The organism is Streptomyces sp. NPDC088915, assembly GCF_044749825.1.
In the GTDB taxonomy this organism is placed as follows: Bacteria; Actinomycetota; Actinomycetes; order Streptomycetales; family Streptomycetaceae; genus Streptomyces.
In genome coordinates, this window is sequence record NZ_JBIVIR010000014.1 from 233,188 (window position 1) to 255,746 (window position 22,559).

At 71.5% G+C, this 22,559-nt stretch carries 21 protein-coding genes and 1 riboswitch; of the genes, 16 read left to right on the top strand and 5 right to left on the bottom strand.

The features are described 5' to 3' along the window. Window positions 1-68 precede the first annotated feature (68 nt). A complete protein-coding gene (locus ACIP5O_RS25200) occupies window positions 69-275 on the bottom strand; it encodes a hypothetical protein (protein WP_401296901.1) in 207 nt (68 codons plus the stop codon). A 129-nt stretch (window positions 276-404) separates the two neighbouring features. Here ACIP5O_RS25200 and ACIP5O_RS25205 point away from each other — a divergent pair, with 129 nt between their 5' ends. Further along, window positions 405-1,379: a carbohydrate kinase family protein gene (locus tag ACIP5O_RS25205; protein WP_356543675.1), complete on the top strand. Its 975-nt coding sequence runs from the start codon at window positions 405-407 to the stop codon at window positions 1,377-1,379. Between the two features lie 42 nt (window positions 1,380-1,421). On the opposite strand, the gene ACIP5O_RS25210 is transcribed toward ACIP5O_RS25205, so the two are convergent. Continuing rightward, window positions 1,422-2,810: a cysteine desulfurase/sulfurtransferase TusA family protein gene (locus ACIP5O_RS25210; protein ID WP_401296903.1), complete on the bottom strand. Its 1,389-nt coding sequence runs from the start codon at window positions 2,808-2,810 to the stop codon at window positions 1,422-1,424. A 569-nt stretch (window positions 2,811-3,379) separates the two neighbouring features. On the opposite strand from ACIP5O_RS25210, the gene coxB reads away from it, so the two are divergent. From coxB to ACIP5O_RS25230, 4 genes are all read left to right on the top strand, one after another. After that, a complete protein-coding gene (coxB, locus tag ACIP5O_RS25215) occupies window positions 3,380-4,345 on the top strand; it encodes a cytochrome c oxidase subunit II (protein WP_401296905.1) in 966 nt (321 codons plus the stop codon). Further along, window positions 4,342-6,078, top strand: coding sequence for a cytochrome c oxidase subunit I (ctaD, locus tag ACIP5O_RS25220; RefSeq protein ID WP_401296907.1), 1,737 nt, complete (start codon window positions 4,342-4,344; stop codon window positions 6,076-6,078). Before coxB ends, ctaD begins: the two co-directional genes overlap by 4 nt. Beyond that, window positions 6,075-6,473: a cytochrome c oxidase subunit 4 gene (locus ACIP5O_RS25225; protein ID WP_125658260.1), complete on the top strand. Its 399-nt coding sequence runs from the start codon at window positions 6,075-6,077 to the stop codon at window positions 6,471-6,473. Before ctaD ends, ACIP5O_RS25225 begins: the two co-directional genes overlap by 4 nt. Before the next feature lie 122 nt (window positions 6,474-6,595). Next, window positions 6,596-7,849: an Ig-like domain-containing protein gene (locus tag ACIP5O_RS25230; protein ID WP_401296908.1), complete on the top strand. Its 1,254-nt coding sequence runs from the start codon at window positions 6,596-6,598 to the stop codon at window positions 7,847-7,849. A gap of 26 nt (window positions 7,850-7,875) precedes the next feature. On the opposite strand, the gene ACIP5O_RS25235 is transcribed toward ACIP5O_RS25230, so the two are convergent. Further along, window positions 7,876-8,277 carry a hypothetical protein gene (locus tag ACIP5O_RS25235; RefSeq protein ID WP_401296909.1) on the bottom strand — a complete coding sequence of 134 codons (402 nt, stop codon included), beginning with the start codon at window positions 8,275-8,277 and terminating at the stop codon, window positions 7,876-7,878. Between the two features lie 202 nt (window positions 8,278-8,479). Here ACIP5O_RS25235 and ACIP5O_RS25240 point away from each other — a divergent pair, with 202 nt between their 5' ends. The 6 genes from ACIP5O_RS25240 (at window position 8,480) to ACIP5O_RS25265 (ending at window position 15,688) form a co-directional block, all read left to right on the top strand. Continuing rightward, window positions 8,480-9,100, top strand: coding sequence for a heme-copper oxidase subunit III (locus ACIP5O_RS25240; RefSeq protein WP_125658266.1), 621 nt, complete (start codon window positions 8,480-8,482; stop codon window positions 9,098-9,100). 74 nt (window positions 9,101-9,174) lie between these two features. Then, window positions 9,175-9,984, top strand: coding sequence for a c-type cytochrome (locus ACIP5O_RS25245; protein ID WP_356543665.1), 810 nt, complete (start codon window positions 9,175-9,177; stop codon window positions 9,982-9,984). Then, a complete protein-coding gene (locus tag ACIP5O_RS25250; protein ID WP_401296912.1) occupies window positions 9,981-11,033 on the top strand; it encodes a Rieske 2Fe-2S domain-containing protein in 1,053 nt (350 codons plus the stop codon). Before ACIP5O_RS25245 ends, ACIP5O_RS25250 begins: the two co-directional genes overlap by 4 nt. Further along, window positions 11,030-12,655, top strand: a complete 1,626-nt coding sequence (locus ACIP5O_RS25255; RefSeq protein ID WP_401296913.1) for a cytochrome bc complex cytochrome b subunit — start codon at window positions 11,030-11,032, stop codon at window positions 12,653-12,655. Before ACIP5O_RS25250 ends, ACIP5O_RS25255 begins: the two co-directional genes overlap by 4 nt. Before the next feature lie 134 nt (window positions 12,656-12,789). Next, the gene (gene trpD, locus ACIP5O_RS25260; RefSeq protein ID WP_401296915.1) at window positions 12,790-13,854 is read left to right on the top strand and encodes an anthranilate phosphoribosyltransferase; all 1,065 of its coding nucleotides are present in this window, start codon (window positions 12,790-12,792) and stop codon (window positions 13,852-13,854) included. An 86-nt stretch (window positions 13,855-13,940) separates the two neighbouring features. Further along, a riboswitch (SAM riboswitch) is annotated at window positions 13,941-14,057 on the top strand. 209 nt (window positions 14,058-14,266) lie between these two features. Beyond that, the gene (locus ACIP5O_RS25265; protein WP_401296917.1) at window positions 14,267-15,688 is read left to right on the top strand and encodes an aminotransferase class V-fold PLP-dependent enzyme; all 1,422 of its coding nucleotides are present in this window, start codon (window positions 14,267-14,269) and stop codon (window positions 15,686-15,688) included. 71 nt (window positions 15,689-15,759) lie between these two features. Here ACIP5O_RS25265 and ACIP5O_RS25270 read toward each other — a convergent pair whose 3' ends face one another. Both ACIP5O_RS25270 and ACIP5O_RS25275 read right to left on the bottom strand, forming a co-directional pair. After that, window positions 15,760-16,041 carry an Lrp/AsnC family transcriptional regulator gene (locus ACIP5O_RS25270; protein WP_030205672.1) on the bottom strand — a complete coding sequence of 94 codons (282 nt, stop codon included), beginning with the start codon at window positions 16,039-16,041 and terminating at the stop codon, window positions 15,760-15,762. Next, window positions 16,038-16,772 carry a rhomboid family intramembrane serine protease gene (locus tag ACIP5O_RS25275; RefSeq protein WP_356543657.1) on the bottom strand — a complete coding sequence of 245 codons (735 nt, stop codon included), beginning with the start codon at window positions 16,770-16,772 and terminating at the stop codon, window positions 16,038-16,040. Before ACIP5O_RS25275 ends, ACIP5O_RS25270 begins: the two co-directional genes overlap by 4 nt. 159 nt (window positions 16,773-16,931) lie before the next feature. Here ACIP5O_RS25275 and ACIP5O_RS25280 point away from each other — a divergent pair, with 159 nt between their 5' ends. From ACIP5O_RS25280 to ACIP5O_RS25300, 5 genes are all read left to right on the top strand, one after another. Beyond that, window positions 16,932-17,174 (top strand): hypothetical protein, encoded by a 243-nt coding sequence (locus tag ACIP5O_RS25280; RefSeq protein WP_015033005.1) that lies wholly within the window; start codon window positions 16,932-16,934, stop codon window positions 17,172-17,174. A gap of 33 nt (window positions 17,175-17,207) precedes the next feature. Next, window positions 17,208-18,572 carry an NYN domain-containing protein gene (locus ACIP5O_RS25285; protein WP_401296920.1) on the top strand — a complete coding sequence of 455 codons (1,365 nt, stop codon included), beginning with the start codon at window positions 17,208-17,210 and terminating at the stop codon, window positions 18,570-18,572. A gap of 255 nt (window positions 18,573-18,827) precedes the next feature. After that, a complete protein-coding gene (locus ACIP5O_RS25290; protein WP_401296921.1) occupies window positions 18,828-19,877 on the top strand; it encodes an NlpC/P60 family protein in 1,050 nt (349 codons plus the stop codon). A gap of 193 nt (window positions 19,878-20,070) precedes the next feature. After that, window positions 20,071-21,126 carry an NlpC/P60 family protein gene (locus ACIP5O_RS25295; RefSeq protein ID WP_356543651.1) on the top strand — a complete coding sequence of 352 codons (1,056 nt, stop codon included), beginning with the start codon at window positions 20,071-20,073 and terminating at the stop codon, window positions 21,124-21,126. A gap of 63 nt (window positions 21,127-21,189) precedes the next feature. Then, window positions 21,190-22,413 carry a hypothetical protein gene (locus ACIP5O_RS25300; RefSeq protein WP_401296923.1) on the top strand — a complete coding sequence of 408 codons (1,224 nt, stop codon included), beginning with the start codon at window positions 21,190-21,192 and terminating at the stop codon, window positions 22,411-22,413. Window positions 22,414-22,559 lie beyond the last annotated feature (146 nt).

Here is a 22,559-nt window from a genome sequence, read left to right on the forward strand (position 1 = left end):
AGCTCCTTCGGCCCTTGGTGTCCTGTGGAAGACACCGGTGGGACGGAGCGGACGCCCGGACGGTTCCGTCAGCCGCCGTACTCGGCGGTGGCGTCGATCAGCCGGGCCGAGGCGTCCGGCACGACGACCCCGTTGATCAGGGCGGGGGAGACCGGAGCGGGCTCCGGTGCCGCCGGGGCCACCCAGTGCGGGGCCATCCGGGCACCGGCGCCGCACAGCTCGGCGAGGCTCAGCTCGGACTCGTATCGCTCGCGGGGAGCGGGGTAGAGACTCATGGGCGCACCGTACGCACCGCCGACCCACGCAGAAAAGACCTACTCTGGGGTAGTTTCCACTGTTCGGCAGGGCCGTCCCCAGCGGGTAGCGTGAACTGTCATTACCGCCTTCCCGCAGGAGCGCCCGCCGTGCGTATCGCAGTCACCGGCTCCATCGCCACCGACCACCTCATGACCTTCCCCGGCCGGTTCGCCGACCAGCTCGTGGCCGACCAGCTGCACACGGTCTCCCTCTCCTTCCTCGTGGACAACCTGGACGTGCGCCGGGGAGGCGTCGCCGCCAACATCTGCTTCGGCATGGGGCAGCTCGGCAGCCGCCCGGTCCTGGTGGGCGCCGCGGGCTTCGACTTCGACGAGTACCGGGCCTGGCTCGACCGGCACGGCGTCGACACCGGCTCGGTCCGCATCTCCGAGGTCCTGCACACCGCCCGCTTCGTCTGCACCACGGACAGGGACCACAACCAGATCGGCTCCTTCTACACGGGCGCGATGAGCGAGGCCCGGCTGATCGAGCTCAAGGCCGTCGCCGACCGCGTGGGCGGCCTCGACCTGGTCCTGATCGGCGCCGACGACCCCGAGGCGATGCTCCGCCACACGGAGGAGTGCCGCACCCGCTCGATCCCCTTCGCCGCGGACTTCTCGCAGCAGATCGCGCGCATGGACGGCCAGGAGATCCGCACCCTCCTCGACGGCGCCACCTACCTCTTCTCCAACGAGTACGAGAAGGGCCTCATCGAGTCCAAGACGGGCTGGACCGAGGCGGAGATCCTCTCCCGCGTCGGCCACCGCGTCACCACCCTCGGCTCGCGCGGCGTGCGCATCGAGCGGGTCGGCGAGGACCCGATCGAGGTCGGCTGCCCCGAGGAGACGGCCAAGGTCGACCCGACCGGCGTCGGCGACGCCTTCCGGGCCGGCTTCCTCACCGGTCTTGCCTGGGGCGTCGGCCACGAGCGCGCCGCGCAGGTCGGCTGCATGCTGGCCACGCTCGTCATCGAGACCCTGGGCACCCAGGAGTACACCCTGGGCCGGGTCAACTTCATGGAGCGCTTCACCAAGGCGTACGGCGACGAGGCCGCCGCCGAGGTCCACGCCCACCTGGTCTGACGCCCGCCCCCGCAGGGCCCGGGACGCCCCGGGCCCGCGGGGTCAGGACACCCGCCGCACCACGTACGCCCGGCCGCCCTCCGGCGCGTCCCCCTCGCCCACGTACTCCTGGCCCCGCATCTCGCACCACGCCGGGATGTCCAGGCGGGCCGCCTCGTCGTCCGCGAGGACCGTCACCGTGCCGCCCACCGGCACGTCGCCGATCACCTTCGCCAGCTCGATCACCGGGATCGGGCAGCGCCGCCCCAGCGCGTCCACGACCAGGGAGCCGGGGCCGGCCGCCGGGGCCGCGGCGGGGGAGGCCGGGACGCCGAGCCGTTCCCGCACCCCCGCCACCACCCCCGGCAGCACGTCGAGGAAGCGGTCCACGTCCTCCGCCGTCGTGCCGGCCGGCAGGGACACCCGGACGTTCCCCTCGCTCAGCACCCCCATCGCGCGCAGCACGTGGCTGGGCGTCAGCGTCGAACTCGTGCACGACGAACCGGACGAAACGGAGAAACCCTCCCGGTCCAGCTCGTGCAGCAGCGTCTCCCCGTCGACATAGAGACAGGAGAAGGTGACGAGGTGCGGGAGCCGGCGCACGGGGTCGCCCACCACCTCCACGTCCGGCACCAGCTCCGGCACCCGCGCCCGGATCCGGTCCACCAGGGCCCGCAGGCGCGTCCCCTCCGCCTCCGCCTCCGCCCGGACCGCCCGCAGCGAGGCCGCCGCCGCCACGATCGCCGGCAGGTTCTCGAAGCCCGGCGCCCGGCCCGACTCCCGCTCGTCCGACGGCCCTTGCGGGGCGAACCGCACCCCCTTCCGCACGGCGAGCAGCCCCACCCCCGCCGGGCCGCCCCACTTGTGCGCGCTCGCCGCGAGCAGCGACCAGCCGCCCTCCACCGGACCCCAGCCGAGCGACTGGGCCGCGTCCACGAGCAGCGGCACGCCGAGTCCCCGGCAGGCCTCGGCCACCTCGGCCACCGGCTGCCCGGTCCCCACCTCGTGGTTGGCCGACTGGAGACACGCCAGGGCCGTCCCCCCGTCGAGGGCCGCCGCGAAGGCCGCCGCGTCCACCGCCCCCGACCGGTCCACCGGCACCTCGGCCACCGTCCCGCCCGCCGCCGCGTGCGCCTCGGCCGCGTGCAGGACGGAGGAGTGCTCGACCGCCGACACCACGAGCCGGTTCCCGGCGCGCCGGCGGCCCGCGAGCGCCCCGGAGACCCCCGCGTGAACCGCGCGCGTCCCCGAAGGAGTGAACACGAGCTCGTCCGGGCGGCAGCCCACCGCCTCCGCCGCGGCCTCCCGCGCCGCGTCGAGCAGCAGCCGGGCCCGCCGCCCCTCCCGGTGGAGCCGGGCCGGATCGGCCCAGCCCTCGTCCAGGGAGGCGAGCAGCGCCTGACGGGCGACGGGGTGCAGCGGGGCGGCGGACGCGGCGTCGAAGTACGGCATCCGTCCACCGTAGAGCGTGCACCGCCTCCGCCCGGTCCAGGGCCCGTCCCCTCCGGTCCAGGGCCCGCCTCCGCCCGGTCCAGGGCCCGTCCCCTCCGGTCCAGGGCCCGCCTCCGCCCGGTCCAGGGCCCGTCCCCTCCGGTCCATGGCCCGCCTCCGCCCGGTCCAGGGCCCGTCCCCTCCGGTCCATGGCCCGCCTCCGCCCGGTCCAGGGCCCGTCCCCTCCGGTCCATGGCCCGCCCGGCCTCCGCCCGCCCCGTCCCGGCGCGTCCCCTCGGTGCCCCCTCCCCGCACCGGTCTCCATGAGCCCCCGTCAGAACACCCGCCCGGCCCGTCGCCAGGTCGCCGAACGGGGGCGCCGGACCCCCCTCCGGAACCCCGGACTCCACCCCTTCGGGGAGTCGGACGGCGCGTTGGGCACCCTCCCCGCGCGACCCCAAATAGCGTCCAGTAGGGTTTGGTCCGCATAAACATCCAAACCCCTGCCCGCGGCACGGGGCGGCGACCGACCAGCGAGACGGACGGCCGTGGCCGACCAACGCGGGCCGAGACTCTCGGGAAGGCGCTACGTGAGTCCCAACGGCTCCGACCGCTCGTCGCGGCGCCCGATGCGGCGGAAGCTGCCGCAGGTGCTGACTGCGGGCCTGATCCTGGCGACAGCCACCGGCTGCTCGTACAACTGGGAAGACTTCCCCCGCCTTGGTATGCCCACCCCCGTCACGGAGGAGGCTCCCCGGATCCTCTCCCTGTGGCAGGGATCCTGGGCGGCCGCCCTCGTCACCGGTGTACTGGTGTGGGGCCTGATCCTGTGGTCCGTCATCTTCCACCGGCGCACCCGCACCAAGGTCGAGGTACCTCCGCAGACCCGTTACAACATGCCCATCGAGGCGCTGTACACGGTCACCCCCCTCATCATCGTCTCGGTGCTCTTCTACTTCACCGCGCGCGACGAGTCCGAACTCCTCAAGCTCACCAGCAAGCCCGCCCACACGGTCAACGTGGTCGGCTACCAGTGGAGCTGGGGATTCAACTACGTCGAGAACGTGCCCGGTGTGAAGGGCGACGCCAAGACGGACAAGAACCTCGCCTCCATTCCGGACAAGTTCATCGACGACTTCCCGGAGAACGCCGGCGGCGTCTACGACGCCGGCATCCCCGGTGACCGGAACCCGCAGACCGGCAACCCGGGCCCGACCCTGTGGCTGCCCCTGGGCGAGAAGGTCCGGTTCGTCCTGACCTCGCGCGACGTCATCCACTCCTTCTGGGTCGTCCCCTTCCTCATGAAGCAGGACGTCATCCCGGGTCACACCAACTCCTTCGAGGTGACCCCGACGCGTGAGGGCACCTTCCTCGGCAAGTGCGCCGAACTGTGCGGTGTCGACCACTCCCGGATGCTCTTCAACGTCAAGGTGGTCTCCCCGGAGCGCTACCAGCAGCACCTGAAGGAGCTGGCCGAGAAGGGGCAGACCGGCTACATCCCGTCCGGCATCGAGCAGACGGACCCGGCCAGGAATGCGGAGAAGAACCAACTGTGAGCATCCACAACGAAACCCAGGGTGCCGCCGCAGCTGAGGGCTCGTACGAGAACGAGCTGCCCGTACGGCGCAAGCAGCCCGGCAATGTCGTGGTGAAGTGGCTGACCACCACCGACCACAAGACGATCGGGACGATGTACCTGGTCACGTCGTTCGCCTTCTTCTGCATCGGCGGCCTCATGGCGCTCTTCATGCGCGCCGAGCTGGCCCGTCCGGGTACGCAGATCATGTCGAACGAGCAGTTCAACCAGGCGTTCACGATGCACGGCACGATCATGCTGCTGATGTTCGCGACGCCGCTGTTCGCCGGATTCGCCAACTGGATCATGCCGCTGCAGATCGGCGCGCCCGACGTGGCGTTCCCGCGGCTGAACATGTTCGCCTACTGGCTGTACCTCTTCGGCTCGATCATCGCGGTGGCCGGCTTCCTCACCCCGCAGGGTGCGGCCGACTTCGGCTGGTTCGCCTACTCCCCGCTGTCGGACGCCGTCCGCTCGCCGGGCGTCGGCGCCGACATGTGGATCATGGGTCTGGCCTTCTCCGGCTTCGGCACGATCCTCGGCTCGGTCAACTTCATCACCACGATCATCTGCATGCGCGCCCCGGGCATGACGATGTTCCGCATGCCGATCTTCACCTGGAACGTGCTGCTGACCGGTGTCCTGGTCCTGCTCGCCTTCCCGGTCCTGGCGGCCGCGCTGTTCGCCCTGGAGGCGGACCGCAAGTTCGGTGCCCACGTCTTCGACGCGGCCAACGGCGGAGCCCTGCTCTGGCAACACCTCTTCTGGTTCTTCGGACACCCAGAGGTGTACATCATCGCCCTGCCGTTCTTCGGCATCGTCTCCGAGATCATCCCGGTCTTCAGCCGCAAGCCGATGTTCGGCTACATCGGCCTGGTGGCCGCGACGATCGCGATCGCCGGTCTGTCCGTGACCGTGTGGGCCCACCACATGTACGTCACCGGCGGCGTGCTCCTCCCGTTCTTCTCCTTCATGACGTTCCTCATCGCCGTACCGACCGGCGTGAAGTTCTTCAACTGGATCGGAACGATGTGGAAGGGCTCGCTGTCCTTCGAGACGCCGATGCTGTGGACGATCGGCTTCCTGATCACCTTCACCTTCGGTGGTCTGACCGGCGTCATCCTGGCCTCGCCGCCGATGGACTTCCACGTCTCCGACTCGTACTTCGTCGTGGCGCACTTCCACTACGTGGTCTTCGGCACCGTCGTCTTCGCGATGTTCGCCGGCTTCCACTTCTGGTGGCCGAAGTTCACCGGCAAGATGCTGGACGAGCGGCTCGGCAAGATGACCTTCTGGACGCTGTTCATCGGCTTCCACGGCACCTTCCTGGTGCAGCACTGGCTCGGTGCCGAGGGCATGCCGCGTCGTTACGCGGACTACCTGAACGCCGACGGCTTCACCGCCCTGAACACGATCTCGACGATCTCCTCCTTCCTGCTCGGCCTGTCGATCCTGCCGTTCTTCTACAACGTCTGGAAGACCGCCAAGTACGGCAAGAAGATCGAGGTCGACGACCCGTGGGGCTACGGCCGTTCGCTCGAATGGGCGACGTCCTGCCCGCCGCCGCGGCACAACTTCCTCACCCTGCCGCGGATCCGCTCCGAATCGCCGGCGTTCGACCTGCACCACCCCGAGATCGCCGCTCTCGACCAGCTCGAGAACAAGCCGCACGAGGCCGAGGCCCTCTCGGGCAGCAAGGAGGCCGGCAAGTGAAGATCCAGGGCAAGATGTTCATCTGGCTGAGCGTCTTCATCCTTGCCATGGCGATCCTGTACGGCGTCTGGTCCAAGGAGCCGGTCGGCACGACGGCGCTCTTCCTGGCCTTCGGCCTGGCCATCATGATCGGCTACTACCTGGCCTTCACGGCCAAGCGGGTCGACGCCATGGCGCAGGACGACAAGGAGGCCGACGTCGCGGACGAGGCCGGTGAGCTGGGCTTCTTCGCCCCGCACAGCTGGCAGCCGCTCTCGCTCGGCATCGGCGGCGCGCTCGCCTTCCTCGGCGTCGCGATGGGCTGGTGGATCCTGTACTTCTCCGCCCCGCTGATCCTCGTCGGCCTGTTCGGCTGGGTCTTCGAGTTCTACCGCGGCGAGAACCAGAACCAGTAGCAGTACCCCGCTCCGCACCGGAGCACACCGAGGGGCCCGGACGCTTCGTCACCGAAGTGTCCGGGCCCCTCTTTTGCAGCACTCGGCGCGCCCCCTCCGGGGATTGTTCTTACGGTGAGGTCATGAACGACACGCCGCGCATTCGGACTGTTCTGAGCTGCACCCTGTTGGCCGTGACCGTCACCGCGGGCACCACCGCGTGCTCCGGACCGGACGACCACCCGCCGAAGGTGAAGGCGTACGACGCGGCGGACCAGCTCGCCGTCGGCCTCCCCGCCGGCGGAGCCAAGGCTGACCCCGAGAAGCCCCTGGAGATCACCTCCAAGGGCGACGAGGGCCGGATCACCGACGTCACCGCCGTCGACGCCTCGGGGCGCCACCTGGCGGGCGAGCTCACCGCGGACGGACGGCGCTGGCGCTCCACGGCCACCCTGGCGGCCGGCGCCCGCTACACGGTCCGGGTGGCCACGGAGGACGGGGACGGCGCCCCCGGCGCCCGTACGTTCACGTTCGAGACGGCCCCGGCGAAACGGGCCCTGACCGCGACCTTCGGGCCGGAGGCGGGCACGTACGGCGTCGGACAGCCGATCACCGCCGACCTCAGCCTCCCCGTCAAGGACCGGGCCTCCCGCGCGGTCGTCGAGCGGGCCCTCAAGGTCCGCTCCACCCCCGCCGTCGAGGGCTCCTGGTACTGGGTGGACGACAAGAAGCTGCACTTCCGCCCGAAGGAGTACTGGCCCGCCGGCGCGAGCGTCACGGTCAGCGGCAACCTGGACGGCCTCAAGGTCGGCGACAAGCTCTACGGCGGCGAGTCCGAGCCGCTGAAGCTCACCATCGGCGATCGGATAGAGGCCGTCGCGGACGCCGGGACGCACCAGATGACGGTGAAGCGCAACGGAGAAGTGATCAACACCATTCCGGTGACCACCGGCAAGCCCGGCTTCGACACCCGCAACGGCGTCAAGGTGGTGCTCGGCAAGGAGTACTACGTCCGGATGCGGGGCACCACCGTGGGCATCGCGGAGGGCAGCTCCGAGTCGTACGACCTGCCCGTGTACTACGCCACCCGGGTCACCTGGAGCGGCGAGTACGTGCACGCCGCGCCCTGGTCGGTCGGCTCGCAGGGCGTGGCGAACGTCAGCCACGGCTGCGTCGGCATGTCGATGGACAACGCGGCCTGGTTCTTCAAGACCGTCCGGGCCGGCGACATCGTGCAGACCGTCAACAGCGGCGGCGACACGATGGAGCGCTTCGGCAACGGCTTCGGCGACTGGAACCTGACCTGGGACAAGTGGCGCGAGGGCAGCGCCCTGGCGGAGGCCGCCGGCGAACCGGTGGTCTCCACCGAACAGGCCCGCCTGCGGCCCTCCCTCTGACCGCCTCCGGGGCCGCCGCTACCGGCTCACGCGCCGATCGAGAGGCGGGAGCGCAGCAGGGACGCCAGGGACGCCGCGAACTCGACCGGTTCCACCGGAAGGGTGACCGCGGCGTCCGCCCGGCTCCAGGTGGCCAGCCAGGCGTCCTGCGGGCGCCCCATGAGCAGCAGCACCGGCGGGCAGCGGAAGACCTCGTCCTTGATCTGCCGGCAGACCCCCATGCCGCCCGCCGGCACGGCCTCGCCGTCCAGGACGCAGACGTCGATCCCGCCCTCGTCCAGGCGCTTCAGGACCGCGGGCAGTGTGGCGCACTCCACGAACTCGACCGGGGGAACGTCGGCCGCGGGCCTGCGTCCGGCCGCGAGCCGCACCTGTGCACGCGTGTTCGCGTCGTCGCTGTAGACCAGGACCGTGGCACTCGACTGCATCGTTCCTCCGTGGGGAAGTCCGTGGGAAGGTCGTCGTCCGACGCGGCGGATGCTACTCCGGTCCACAGCCCGTCAACACCCGTTCAACACCTGTTCGAAGGGTCTCCGGGGGGCTCCGCGCTGGGCCGTTCGGGCTGGACACACCCCCCTGACACTCCGAACGGCACCCCCCGGAGTGAGGGCGGGATAAGCGACCGACATAATGTCGGTCGTGGCGACAGTAACGACAGTAGAAACAGGGCACGCACACCCGTCGGTCAATCGACCGAACCTCACCAGCGTCGGAACCATCATCTGGTTGAGCTCCGAGCTGATGTTCTTCGCGGCCCTCTTCGCGATGTACTTCACCCTGCGATCGGTGACGGGTGCCGACTTCTGGGCGGAAAAGGCCTCGGCCCTGAACTTCCCGTTCTCGGCCACCAACACCACGATCCTGGTGCTCTCCTCCCTCACCTGCCAGCTCGGCGTCTTCGCCGCGGAGCGGGGCGACGTGAAGAAGCTCCGGACGTGGTTCATCATCACGTTCGTGATGGGTGCGATCTTCATCGGCGGCCAGGTCTTCGAGTACACCGAGCTGGTCAAGCACGAGGGGCTCTCCCTCTCGTCGGACCCCTACGGCTCGGTGTTCTACCTGACCACCGGCTTCCACGGCCTGCACGTGACGGGCGGTCTCATCGCCTTCCTGCTGGTCCTCGGCCGGACGTACGCCGCCAAGAGGTTCACTCACGAGCAGGCAACCGCCGCCATCGTCGTGTCCTACTACTGGCACTTCGTCGATGTCGTCTGGATCGGCCTCTTCGCCACGATCTACATGATCAAGTAATCGGTCCCGCCGACCCGGCGGACCGAGACATCCAGCAAGCATCGACGCAGAAGATCCTGACACCGGGGTAATCCGTGAAAAAGCTCTCCGCACGACGACGCCATCCGCTGGCGGCGGTCGTCGTCCTACTTCTCGCGCTGGCGGCCACGGGGGGGCTGTACGCCGCGTTCGCGCCCGCGGGCACGGCGAAGGCCGACGAGACCGCCCAGTCCCTCGCCATCGAGGAGGGGAAGAAGCTCTACTCCGTCGGCTGCGCAAGCTGCCACGGAACCGGCGGTCAGGGCACCTCTGACGGCCCGTCCCTCGTCGGCGTGGGTTCGGCCGCCGTGGACTTCCAGGTCGCCACGGGCCGCATGCCGGCCCAGCAGCCGGGCGCCCAGGTCCCGAAGAAGAAGAACATCTACTCGCAGGCCGAGATCGACCAGCTCGCCGCGTACGTGGCCTCCCTCGGCGCCGGTCCGATCACGCCGACCGGGAAGCAGTACGACCCCGCGGGCGCCGACGCCGCCCGGGGTGGCGAGCTGTTCCGCACCAACTGTGCCCAGTGCCACAACTTCACCGGTGAGGGTGGCGCGCTGACCCACGGCAAGTACGCCCCGAGCCTCGAAGGCGTGAGCCCGAAGCACCTCTACGAGGCCATGCAGACCGGCCCGCAGAACATGCCCTCCTTCCCGGACACGACCATGCCGGAGAAGGAGAAGAAGGACATCATCGCGTACGTCCAGGCCGTCAACAGCGAGAAGGCCGACAGCCCGGGCGGTCTCTCGCTCGGTGGCCTCGGCCCGGTCTCCGAAGGTCTGTTCGGCTGGATCTTCGGCCTGGGTACGTTGATCGCAGTTGCCATCTGGGTCGCGGCCCACACCGCTAAGGCCAAGAAGTCATGAGTAGCCAAGAGATTCCAGAAGAGAACCTGCCGGCAGTGCAGGACACCGCGCACGGCGCGGTGAAGGTCGCCGACGACCCGTTCGCCGACCCGGGCCTCCCGCCCCACAAGCCCCGCATCCAGGACATCGACGAGCGGGCCGCTCGCCGGTCCGAGCGCGCGGTCGCCTTCATGTTCACGCTGTCGATGCTGGCCACCGTCGGCTTCATCGCCTCGTACGTGATCTTCCCGGTCGACAAGATCGTGTACATCTGGCCCTTCGGCCGGGTGTCCGCGCTCAACTTCGCCCTGGGTCTGACCCTCGGCGCGGCCCTCTTCTTCATCGGCGCGGGCGCGGTCCACTGGGCCCGCACCCTGATGTCCGACGTCGAGGTCGCCGACGAGCGTCACCCGATCGAGGCGTCGCCCGAGGTCAAGGCGAAGGTCATGGCGGACTTCGCGGCCGGTGCCGCCGAGTCCGGCATGGGCCGCCGCAAGCTCATCCGCAACACGATGTTCGGCGCGCTGGCGCTCGTGCCGCTCTCCGGCATCGTCCTGCTGCGCGACATGGGCCCGCTGCCCGAGAAGAAGCTCCGGACCACGATGTGGGCCAAGGGGCTCCAGCTCATCAACATGAACACGCACGAGCCGCTGCGTCCCGAGGACGTCGCGGTCGGTTCGCTGACCTTCGCGATGCCCGAGGGCCTCTCGGAGCACGACCACGACTTCCAGACCCAGATCGCCAAGGCCGCCCTGATGATCGTCCGGATCCAGCCGGAGGACATCAAGGACAAGCGCGAGCTCGAGTGGTCGCACGAGGGCATCGTCGCGTTCTCGAAGATCTGCACCCACGTGGGCTGCCCGATCTCCCTGTACGAGCAGCAGACGCACCACGTCCTCTGCCCGTGCCACCAGTCCACCTTCGACCTCTCCGACGGCGCCCGCGTCATCTTCGGCCCGGCCGGTCACCCCCTTCCGCAGCTGCGGATCGGCGTGAACGACAAGGGCTTCCTGGAGGCGCTCGGCGACTTCGACGAGCCCGTCGGTCCTGCCTTCTGGGAGCGCGGATGAGCACCGTGACGGATACCAAGAAGAAAGCGCCCGCCGGTGAGCGGGTCGCCGACTGGGCCGACGGCCGCCTGGGGATCTACACGCTGGCCAAGGCCAACATGCGGAAGATCTTCCCGGACCACTGGTCCTTCATGCTGGGCGAGGTCTGCCTCTACAGCTTCCTCATCATCATCCTGACGGGCGTCTACCTGACGCTGTTCTTCCACCCGTCGATGAACGAGGTGGAGTACGCGGGCCCGTACGTCCCGCTCCAGGGACAGCTGATGTCCGAGGCGTTCAACTCGACCATGCACATCTCGTTCGAGGTGCGCGGTGGTCTGCTGATCCGGCAGATCCACCACTGGGCGGCGCTGATCTTCCTCGCCGGCATGTTCGTGCACATGATGCGCGTCTTCTTCACCGGCGCGTTCCGCAAGCCGCGTGAGATCAACTGGCTGTTCGGCTTCCTGCTGTTCTTCCTGGGCATGTTCACCGGCTTCACCGGTTACTCGCTCCCGGACGACCTGCTCTCCGGCACCGGTGTCCGCTTCATGCAGGGCGCGATCCTGTCCGTGCCGATCGTCGGCACGTACCTCTCGATGTTCCTGTTCGGCGGGGAGTTCCCCGGCGGCGACTTCGTCGCCCGGTTCTACTCGGCGCACGTGCTGCTGCTGCCCGGCATCATGCTGGGCCTGATGGTCGCCCACCTCATCCTGGTGTTCGTCCACAAGCACACGCAGTTCGAGGGCCCCGGCCGCACGAACAAGAACGTCGTCGGCATGCCGCTGCTGCCCGTGTACATGGCGAAGGCCGGAGGCTTCTTCTTCCTGGTCTTCGGCGTCATCGCGGTCATCGCGGCGATCGCCTCGATCAACCCGATCTGGGCGCTCGGCCCGTACCGCCCGGACCAGGTGTCCACCGGCGCCCAGCCCGACTGGTACATGGGCTTCGCCGAGGGCCTGATCCGCGTCATGCCGGGCTGGGAGATCAACCTCTGGGGCCACACCCTGGTCCTGGGCGTGATGATCCCCCTGGCGATCTTCCCGGCGGTCCTCGCCGCGATCGCGGTCTACCCGTTCATCGAGTCCTGGATCACCGGCGACAAGCGCGAGCACCACATCGCGCAGCGCCCGCGCAACGCTCCGACGCGCACCGCCTTCGGCGTCGCCTGGATCACCGCGTACATGATCATGCTCGTGGGTGGTGGAAACGACCTCTGGGCGACGCACTTCCACCTGTCGCTGAACTCGATCACCTGGTTCGTGCGGATCTTCTTCTTCGCCGGTCCGGTCATCGCGTTCATCGTCACCAAGCGGATCTGCCTCGGCCTCCAGCGCCGGGACAAGGACAAGGTGCTGCACGGCCGCGAGTCGGGCATCATCAAGCGCCTGCCGCACGGCGAGTTCGTCGAGGTCCACGAGCCGCTCAGCCAGGGCGAGCTGCACCGCCTCACGGCGCACGAGCAGTACGCGCCCGCCGAGCTGCCGCCGGCCGTCGACGAGAACGGCGTCGAGCGGAAGGTCGGCCGCCTGGAGAAGCTGCGGGTCAAGCTCAACAAGGGCTACTACGGCGAGGACAGCCAGATCGCCAAGCCCACCGTCGAGGAGTACAAGGAGATCCAGAGCGGCCACGGCCACCACTGATCGCCCGAACCTCCCGACTTGCTGAAAGTCGCCACGGCGAGAGCCCCGTCCATTCGATGGACGGGGCTCTTCGCCGTCCCCGGGGGTCGATAGGGTGGGCCCGTATCCGTACGTGACGACGCCCAGGAGCTGCCGTGAGCGCTGCGACCCCCGCTGGAGGACCTACCACGGCGGGCCGCTCCTGGCCCGTCGTCCTGGACGGCCTGCTGTCCGGCCGCGACCAGAGCGCCGAGGACACCGCCTGGGCCATGGACCGCATCCTGCGGGGCGAGGCCACCGACGCGCAGATCGCCGGCTTCGCCGTCGCCCTGCGCGCCAAGGGCGAGACCGTCGAGGAGATCACCGGCCTCGTCCGGACGATGTACGAGCACGCCAACACGATCGAGGTGCCCGGCCCCTCCGTCGACATCGTCGGCACCGGCGGCGACGGCGCCAAGACCGTCAACATCTCCACCATGTCGGCGATCGTGGTCGCCGGCACCGGCGCCAAGGTCGTCAAGCACGGCAACCGGGCGGCCTCCTCCGCCTCCGGCGCCTCCGACGTCCTGGAGAAGCTCGGCGTCAACCTGGAGCTGACTCCGCGCCGGGTCGCGGAGGTCGCCGAGGAGGCGGGCATCACCTTCTGCTTCGCGGTGAAGTTCCACCCGGCGCTGCGGCACGTCGCCGCGGCCCGCAAGGAGCTGGGCATCCGGACCACCTTCAACTTCCTCGGTCCGCTCACCAACCCGGCCCGCGTCCGGGCCCAGGCGACCGGCGTCGCCGACGCCCGGATGGCCCCGATCATGGCCGGGGTGCTGGCCGAGCGCGGCTCCTCCGCCCTGGTCTTCCGCGGCGACGACGGGCTCGACGAGCTGACCACCACGGCCACCTCGCGGGTCTGGGTGGTCCGGGACGGCGCGGTGCGGGAGGAGGCCTTCGACCCCCGGGACGCCGGCATCGACCTCGTGCCCGTGGAGGCGCTGCGCGGCGCGGACGCCTCGTACAACGCCGACGTGGCCCGCCGGCTGCTCGCGGGGGAGACCGGCCCGGTGCGGGACGCGGTGCTGCTCAACTCGGCGGCGGCCCTCACGGCCCTCGCGCCGGGCGACGGCACCCTGGTGGAGCAGATCCGCGCCGGCATCGACCGGGCCGCCGAGGCGATCGACTCCGGCGCCGCCCGCCGGGCCCTGGAGCGGTGGATCGCCGTCAGCAACGCGTAGTGTTCCGGCCATTGGCCGTACGACCCCGGTCCAGCATGCGGACCGGGGTCTTGCGCGGCGGCGATCATGTGGCAGGATGCTCTTCAGGTCACGAGTGACAGCGTTTTGGCCCCGGCTTGCTGTCCGGCAACCCTCCGTCCGTGGCGGGGTGCCCCGGGTGATGACCAGGCCGTAGGCAGCGAGGTCTACGGCAAGCGCGGACCCCTCGAACACCAGGGGTCCTGGTCTCTCGAGGAGCTTTTTCCGTGAGCAAGCGAATGCGATAGGGCGAGTCCGCCCCTTCTTCACCCTCGGATCAGGGTCCCTTCCGCGTACCCCCACGTCTTCCGAGGCCTCACCCGTGCCCCGCCGTCTCCGGCCGCGTACGGGATTCACCGAAGCCATTCCGCACCGCCCGCCGGGAGATACCGCCATGTCCGCACGCCCGAACGCCGCCACCGCCGTCACCACCGCCGTCGCCGGGGCCGTCGAGTCCGCCGCCACCGAGTCCGCCGACCCCTGCTGCGCCGCCCCGCTGCCCGTCCTCGGCCGGGACGTGACCGTCCCGCTCGTCACCGGCGGCGAGGTGACCTACGCGGCGCTCGACTACGCGGCCAGCGCCCCGGCCCTCCAGCGGGTCTGGGACGACGTCGCCGCGTACGCCCCCTACTACGGCAGCGTCCACCGCGGCGCCGGCTACCTCTCCCAGCTCTCCACCGACCTCTTCGAGAACAGCCGCGCCACCGTCGCCGAGTTCCTCGACTGCCGCCCCGGCGACCAGGTCGTCTTCACCCGCTCCACCACCGACTCGCTCAACCTGCTCGCCGCCGCGGTCCCGGCCGGCTGCCAGGTCTTCGTCTTCGAGACCGAGCACCACGCCTCGCTGCTGCCGTGGCGGGACGCCCGGGTCACCTACCTCAACGCGCCCCGGACCCCGGCCCAGGCCGTCGAGACCCTGGAGCGGGCGCTGGCGGCCCGCGACCCGTACGGCCCCGCCCTGGTCTGCGTCACCGGCGCCTCCAACGTCACCGGCGAGCTGTGGCCGGTGAAGGAGCTGGCCGCCGCCGCGCACGCCCACGGCGCCCGGATCGTGCTCGACGCCGCCCAGCTCGCGCCCCACCACCCGGTCTCCGTGACCGACCTCGACGTGGACTGGGTCGCCTTCTCCGGGCACAAGCTGTACGCGCCCTTCGGCTCCGGCGTCCTCGCCGGCCGCGCCGACTGGCTCCAGGATTCCCAGCCCTACCTCGCGGGCGGCGGCGCCTCCCGCAAGGTGGCGCGTCGGGCCGACGGTGGTGTGGACGTGGAGTGGCACACCACCGCGGCCCGGCACGAGGCCGGTTCCCCGAACGTCATCGGGGTCTACTCGATCGCCTCCGCCTGCAAGGCCCTCACCGAGGCCGGCTTCGACGCCCTCGTCGCCCGCGAGGACCACCTGATCGCCACGGTCCGCGCGGGCCTGGCCGAGGTCCCCGAGGTCCGGGTGCTCTCGCTCTTCGGCGACGACGCCCCGCGCGTCGGCGTCATCTCCTTCGTCGTGGAGGGCTGGAACAGCTCCCACTTCGCCGCCGCGCTCTCCGCCGAGTACGGCATCGGCGTCCGCGACGGCCTCTTCTGCGCCCACCCGCTGGTCCGCACCCTGCTCGGCAGCGACCCGCAGGACCCGGGCGAGTGCGGCGCCCCCGAGGCCGCGCCCGGCGAGCGCTCCCTCAACGCCATCCGGGTGAGCTTCGGCGCCGGTACGCCCGACGAGCACGTGGAGCGGTTCGTCGGCGCCGTGAAGGAGCTCGTCCGGGACGGCGCCCAGTGGAAGTACCGCACCGAGGACGGCCGCTGCGTCCCCGACCGCGGCTGATCGCTCACTCGTACGGGTGAAGGGGCCTCCCGACCGGGAGGCCCCTTCACCGTTTCCGTGCGCGCGGAGCCTCAGGACTCCAGACCGATGGCGAAGGCCGCCTCCAGGTCGTGCTGCGAGTACGTGCGGAACGCGACGTGCGTGTCCGTGGCCTCGACGCCCGGGATCTTGCTGATGCTGCCGGGGATCACGTCCGCGAGGTCGTCGTGGCGCGGCACCCGGACCATGGCGATCAGGTCGTACGTGCCGGTCACCGAGAAGACCTCGCTGACGCTGTCGAGCGCCGCGATCGACTCGGCGATCTCGGGGATGCGGTCCACGCTGGTCTTGATGAGCACGATCGCGGTGATCACGGCTGGCTTTCTCCCTCGGTCGCCGCGGCTGGGGCTTTCACTCTATCCCCACCCCGGTAGCGCACCCAGGCGTAGAGGAAGCCGATCGCGAAGCCCACCACGTGGGCCAGATAGGCGACGCCCGGCCCCGCGCCCGCCGCCCGCGCGGCCATCCACTGGAGCGTGAACCAGAAGACCAGCACGATCCAGGCGGGGAAGCGCAGCGGCAGGAAGAAGAGGAAGGGGAAGAGGCTGGTGACCCGGGAGCGCGGGAAGAGGAAGAGGAAGGCCCCCAGCACCCCGGAGATCGCCCCGGACGCCCCGACGAGGGTCTGCTCGCTGTGGGCGTGCGCCGCCGCGTACCCGGCGAGGGCCAGGTAGCCGGTGCCCAGGTAGAAGAGGGCGTACGCGAACCGGCCCATGCGCTCCTCGGCCATCGCGCCGAAGACGTACAGGAAGAGCATGTTCCCCAGCAGGTGGAGCCAGCTCCCGTGGACGAAGAGCGCGGTGAGCGGGGTGAGCAGGGCGCGCGGCTCGCCGCCCATCAGCTCGGCGGGGACGACCCCCCAGCGGCGGAAGTACGAGCCCTGGGCCGCCAGGACCGCGTCCCCCGTGCCGTACACCGGGTTCAGTCCGGAGACCGGGCCGAACAGGAAGAGGAGGCAGCAGGCGGCGATCAGGCCGTACGTCACCGCGGGCCCGCCGCGGACGCCCCGCCAGGTACCCGTCACCGCGCTTCGCCAATCGATCACGGACCGATCATGGCCCACCCGGGACGAAGGGGACAGAGCGCCTCGCCGTGCCCCCGCCGGGCCGTGAGGCCGTAGGGTTGCGGGCAGTACGACCGCAGTTCGACGGCGCACCGCGGCTCCCGCACCTGAGTACCACGCAACAGGAAGAAGGACGGCTCGATGACGACGGTTCCCCTGCCGACCGCCGAGACCCGCTGGCGCTGCACGCTCTGCGGCAACCTCACCCGATTCGACGTGACCCGCTCGTCCAAGGTCGTCGAGTACGTCCATCTGGACCTCGCCGGGGAGCCGACGGTCGAGGAGCGGCAGGTGGTCAGTGAGACCATCGAGTCGGTCCGCTGCCGCTGGTGCAACGCGGTGGACCAGATCGAACTGGTGGACAGGCCGGGCGCCGCCTCCTGAGGGACGGCGCGGACGACATAGGGGTGACGGATCGTGGAGCAGCCCGCGCACGGTGGAGAGCCGGCCGGCGCGGCAGGTGACGCTGCCGAGACGCTCGACCACCCACTGCCGGAAGGCGTACGGCGGCGGGTCGTCGCGCTGGTCGCGGACGCCTTCGGCGGGCTGACCGTCGCGGAGCTGCCCGCGCCCCTGCGGCAGTACGCCCGGTTCACCGCGAGCCGGCGGGCCAAGTTCGCCGGCAACGCGATGGCGGCCGCCCTGGAGAGCGACCCGCTCTTCCGGCAGCGGATCGGCGAACGGCTCAAGCAGGGCCAGCCCGAGCTGGCCGGAGCCGTGGAGGGCGGCACCCCGCCCGCGGCCGCCGACCCCGTCGACGTGGCGGCGGCCGCCTACGTGCTGCGCCCGCCCGGCTGGGTCAAGCTGGTCGCCGCCGCCGGCGAGGAGGCCCTGCGGGCCGACGCCGAGCGGGCCGACGAGGCCGGCCGGCGCGAGCTGGAGCGGCTGCGCGAGGAGCTCGCCGCCGCCCGGGACCGCTCCCGGGGCGAGACCGAGCAGCTGCGGCACGACCTCGACGCGGCCCGCAAGGAGGCCGAGTCGCTCCACCGCAAGCTGCGCAGCGCGCAGAGCGACGTGAAGCGGGGCGAGGCCGCGCTGCGCAGGGCCCAGGGCGAGATCGAGGCCGCGCGGGCGGAGGCGGCGGCCCAGGTGTCGGCCGCCGAGAGCGAGAGCCGGCGGCTGCGGGCCCGGCTCGGCGAGGTCGAGGCGGCCCTGGAGGCCAGCCGCAGGACCGCCCGCGAGGGGCGCTCGGTGGAGGACATGCGGCTGCGGCTGCTGCTCGACACGGTCCTCGACGCGGCCCAGGGGCTGCGCCGCGAACTCGCGCTGCCGCCCGTCTCGACGCATCCGGCGGACACCGTGGACGCGGTGGAGCCGGGGCGGATGTCGCCGAAGGACATCGCGGCGCGGGCGCTCTCCGAGACCGACCCGGCGCTGCTCGACCAGCTCCTGTCGCTGCCGCAGACGCACCTGGTCGTCGACGGCTACAACGTCACCAAGACCGGCTATCCGACGATGCCCCTGGAGAAGCAGCGGCTGCGGCTGCTCGGCGGGCTCTCGGCCCTCGCGGCCCGCTCGGGCGCCGAGGTCACCTGTGTCTTCGACGGGGCGGAGCTGGCGGCCCCGGTGCTCCTCGCGCCGCCGCGGGGGGTGCGGGTGCTGTTCTCCAAGCCCGGTGTCACGGCCGACGAGTTGATCCGGCAGCTCGTGCGGGCGGAGCCGCCGGGGCGGCCGGTCGTGGTGGTCTCCACGGACCGCGAGGTGGCCGACGGGGTGGCGAAGGCGGGGGCGCGGCCGGTCGCGTCCGCCTTGTTGCTGAAGCGGCTTTCGCGGCTCTCGTAACGCCTCGCAACTCCTGGCCCTTATGCCCGGATTGTGGACGGCGGACCGTCAACCGCCCCTCACTGCCCGTGCGATGTATGTAAATAATGTGGTGCGTGAGCGAGATTTTCTCCGGTGGGATTTGAATGATCACAACTCGGTCACTAGGGTCAGGGCTCGAACCTTCGCGCGGTTGATCACCCATCCGGGGTGACGGCGGAGGAACCGCCTGCCCCTGACCGGCCGGGCGGCTCGAGGAAGAAGGAGATCGCCTTCGTGGCGTCCCACCGTCGACCCAAGCAGCCGAGCCGCGCCCGTGTGACCGTGCTCACCGTGACCGCGGCCGCGGCCGTCGCCCTCACCGCCCAGTCCGGCGCCCAGGCGGCCCCCGCCAAGCCCAAGATCGACGAGGTCAAGTCGAAGGTCGACGAGCTGCACCACGAGGCCGAGGAGGCCACGGAGCAGTACAACCAGGCCGACGAGCGCCGGGGCAAGCTCCAGAAGGAGATCGGCGAGCTCCAGGACAAGGTGGCCCGCGGTCAGCAGGAGCTCAACGCCCTGCGCGACAAGATCGGTTCGGTCGCCAGCGCCCAGTACCGCTCCGGCGGCATCGACCCGGCCCTCCAGCTCTTCCTCTCCGGCGACCCGGACACCTACCTCGACAAGGCGTCCGCGATCGACCAGTTGAGCGCGCAGCAGGCCGACGTGCTCACCGCGATCCAGGCCAAGCAGCGCACCCTCTCCCAGCAGCGCGCCGAGGCCGCCGAGAAGCTCGGCGACCTGGAGTCCGTCCGCAAGTCCCTCGGCGACAAGAAGCGCAAGTACCAGGGCAAGCTGGCCGAGGCCCAGAAGCTCCTCAACACCCTGACCCAGGCCGAGAAGGACAGGATCGCGGAGGAGGAGCGGAAGAAGGAGCAGCGCGCCAGCCGCGCCGCCGGCGAGCGGGTCGACCTGGGCAACGAGGCCCCCGCGAGCGGCCTCGGCGCCGCCGCGCTGAGCGCCGCCGCCACCCGGGTCGGCATGCCGTACGCCTCCGGCCACGAGGGCCCCTCCTCGTTCGACTGCTCCGGCCTCACCCAGTGGGCCTACGGCCAGGCCGGCGTCAAGCTCAGCCGCGTCACCTACACCCAGCAGAACGACGGCACGAAGATCGGCCGCAGCCAGCTCAAGCCGGGCGACCTGGTCTTCTTCAGCAACCTGTCGCACGTGGGCCTGTACGCGGGCAACAACACCGTCCTGCACGCCCCCTACCCGGGCGCCAACGTCCGCTACGAGGCGATCGGTTACCTGGGCACGTTCCAGTTCGGCGTCCGCATCGGAGGCTGACCCCGCGACCCGCCGCGGCATGCCGCCCGAACGGGTGGTTCGCCGCGACGCACGCTGACCCGACGCCCCGCCGGTGACCTGTGTTCTCCGGCGGGGCGTCACTTTGTGTGCCCGGCGCCCTCGTTGGACGGAGAGTGATCAGCGGCTACTGTCTGCCGCGCCAGTCTGCGTCGAGCCGAACGGAGCGCGATCCGTGGCGTCCCACCGCCGACCCGCCCGGGTCACCGTCCTCACCGCCGCCGCCGCGGCCACCGCGGCGGCGTCCCTCGGGGCCGTCCCCGCGAGCGCCGACCCCGGAGCCGGCACCGGGGCCGCCCGGACCACGGTCGACCGCCTCTTCGAGGAGGCCGAACGGGCCACGGAGAGCTACAACGAGGCCGACGAGAAGGCGGACGCGCTGCGCCGCACGGTCTCCCGGGCCCGGGACGGCCTCGCCCGCGGCCAGGAGCGCGTCAACCGCATGCGGGGCGTCCTCGGCTCGGTCGCCGGGGCCCAGTACCGCTCCGGCGGCATCGACCCCGCCCTCGCCCTGCTGCTCTCCTCCGACCCGGACAGCTACCTCGAACGCGCCTCCGCCCTCGACCGGCTCACCGCCCGCCAGGGCGCCGCGCTCGGCGAACTCCTGCGGGAGCAGCGCCGCCTCGGCCAGCAGCGGAGCGAGGCCCGCACGGCCCTGGCCGAGCTGGAGCGCAGCCGGACCGAGGTCGCCCGCCACAAGCGCACCGTCGAGCGCAAGCTCGCCGAGGCCCGCCGGGTGCTCGCCTCCCTCACCGCCGAGGAGCGCGCCGACTTCGAGGAGCGCGCCTCCCGCACCGGTGGCCGCGAGGACGCCCGGTCCGCCGGCGCCCCCGGCGGACCGGCCGGGGAGGCGATGCCCGCCGCCGCGGACGCCGGCCCGGTCTCCTCGCGGGTCGCCGCCGCCGTGGCCGCCGCCCGGGGCGCGGTCGGCAGGCCGTACGTGTGGGGGGCGACCGGCCCCTCCGCCTTCGACTGCTCCGGCCTCATGGTCTGGTCCTACCGCCAGGCCGGGATCAGCCTGCCGCGCACCTCCGCCGCCCAGCGGTACGCGGGCCGGCAGGTGCCGCTCTCGCAGGCGCGGCCGGGGGACCTCGTCACGTACCGGGGCGACGCCAGCCACGTGGCGATGTACGTCGGGAACGGGCAGGTCATCCACGCCCCCTACCCGGGTGCCCGGGTCCGCTACGACCCGGTGAACATGATGTCGCACGTGACGGTCACCCGGGTCTGACCCGGACCGCACGGCCCCCGCCCCGGAGGCCGCCCCCGCCCTCCGGACCGTACGATCGGAGGCGTGGCGGGTCAGGGGTACGGAGCGCGACGGCCGGCGGTCTTCTGCCTGCTGGCCCTGCTGCTCGCCCTGACGGGCCTCGTCGGCTGCACGGAGACCGGGCCCGCCCGCGCGACCACGCGGGAGATCCAGACGCTCCTCGACGAGCACGCCAGGGCCCTCCTCGCCCGCGACGAGCCCGGCTACCGGGCCGCCCTCGACCCCGCGTACGCGCCGGCCGCCCTCACCCTCTACCGGCGGCTCGCGGCGGTGCCGCTCGACGGCTGGTCGTACGAGGTCACCGGCGTCGAGCGCACCGCCCCCGACCGGGTCACCGCCCGCGTCGACCTCGGCTACCGGCTCAGGGGCCACGACCGGCGGCCCGTCACCGGCGCCCGCGTCCTGGACCTCACCGAGCGGGACGGACGCTGGTACGTGACCGGCGAGCGGCCCGCGCCGGGCGCGCCCCGGCAGCTCTGGGAGCAGGGCGACGTCACGGTCGTGCGGGGCGCCCACGCGCTGGTCCTCGGCGTCGGCCAGGACCGGGCGCGGCTCCGGGAGGTCGCGGCGGCGGCCGACCGTGCGGTCCCCGCCGTCGCCGCGGCCTGGCCCGAGGACTGGGCCCGCCGGGTGGTCGTCCTCGTCCCCGGCACCCTGGACGCCATGGGGGAGCTCCTCGGGGCGCCGGGGGACTCCTACCGGGGAATAGCGGCCGTCACCACGGGCGAGACCAGGGGCGGGACGGACGCGCCCGCCGACCGGGTGATCGTCAACCCCGACGCGTACGGGATCCTCGGCGACTTCGGCCGGCAGCTCGTCCTCACCCACGAGACCGTCCACGTCGCCACCCGCGCCCACACCACCCCGTCGACCCCGGTCTGGCTCTCCGAGGGCTTCGCGGACTGGGTGGCCTACCGGGACGCCGACCGCACCTCCGCGCAGGCCGCGCCCGAGCTGAGCCGCGCGGTCCGCGACGGCGAGTCGCCGGCCCGGCTCCCGGAGGACGCCGATTTCGCCTTCGGCGGGAACGCGGAGGCCCTGGCACGGGCCTACGAGGGCGGCTGGCTGGCCTGCGAGCTGATCGCGGAGCGCTGGGGCGAGGAGGAGCTGACCGCGTTCTACCGGGCGGTGGGCGCGCACCCGGGCCGGGAGGGGGCGGTGGAGAACGCGCTCCACGACGTCCTGGACACCACCCCGGAGGAGTTCACCGAGGACTGGCGCGCGTACGTGAAGGAGCAGCTCGGCTAGGGCCTGTCCGGCGGATCATGGCCGGGGCCGCGACGCCTGGCACGGCACCTCGCCGCGTTGCCGAAACGTCCCGATAGCTCCGCTATCGAGCCGCTCCGGCGCCTTGCGAGGCACCGCACCAGACGCCGCGACCTGTCCGACCCTGA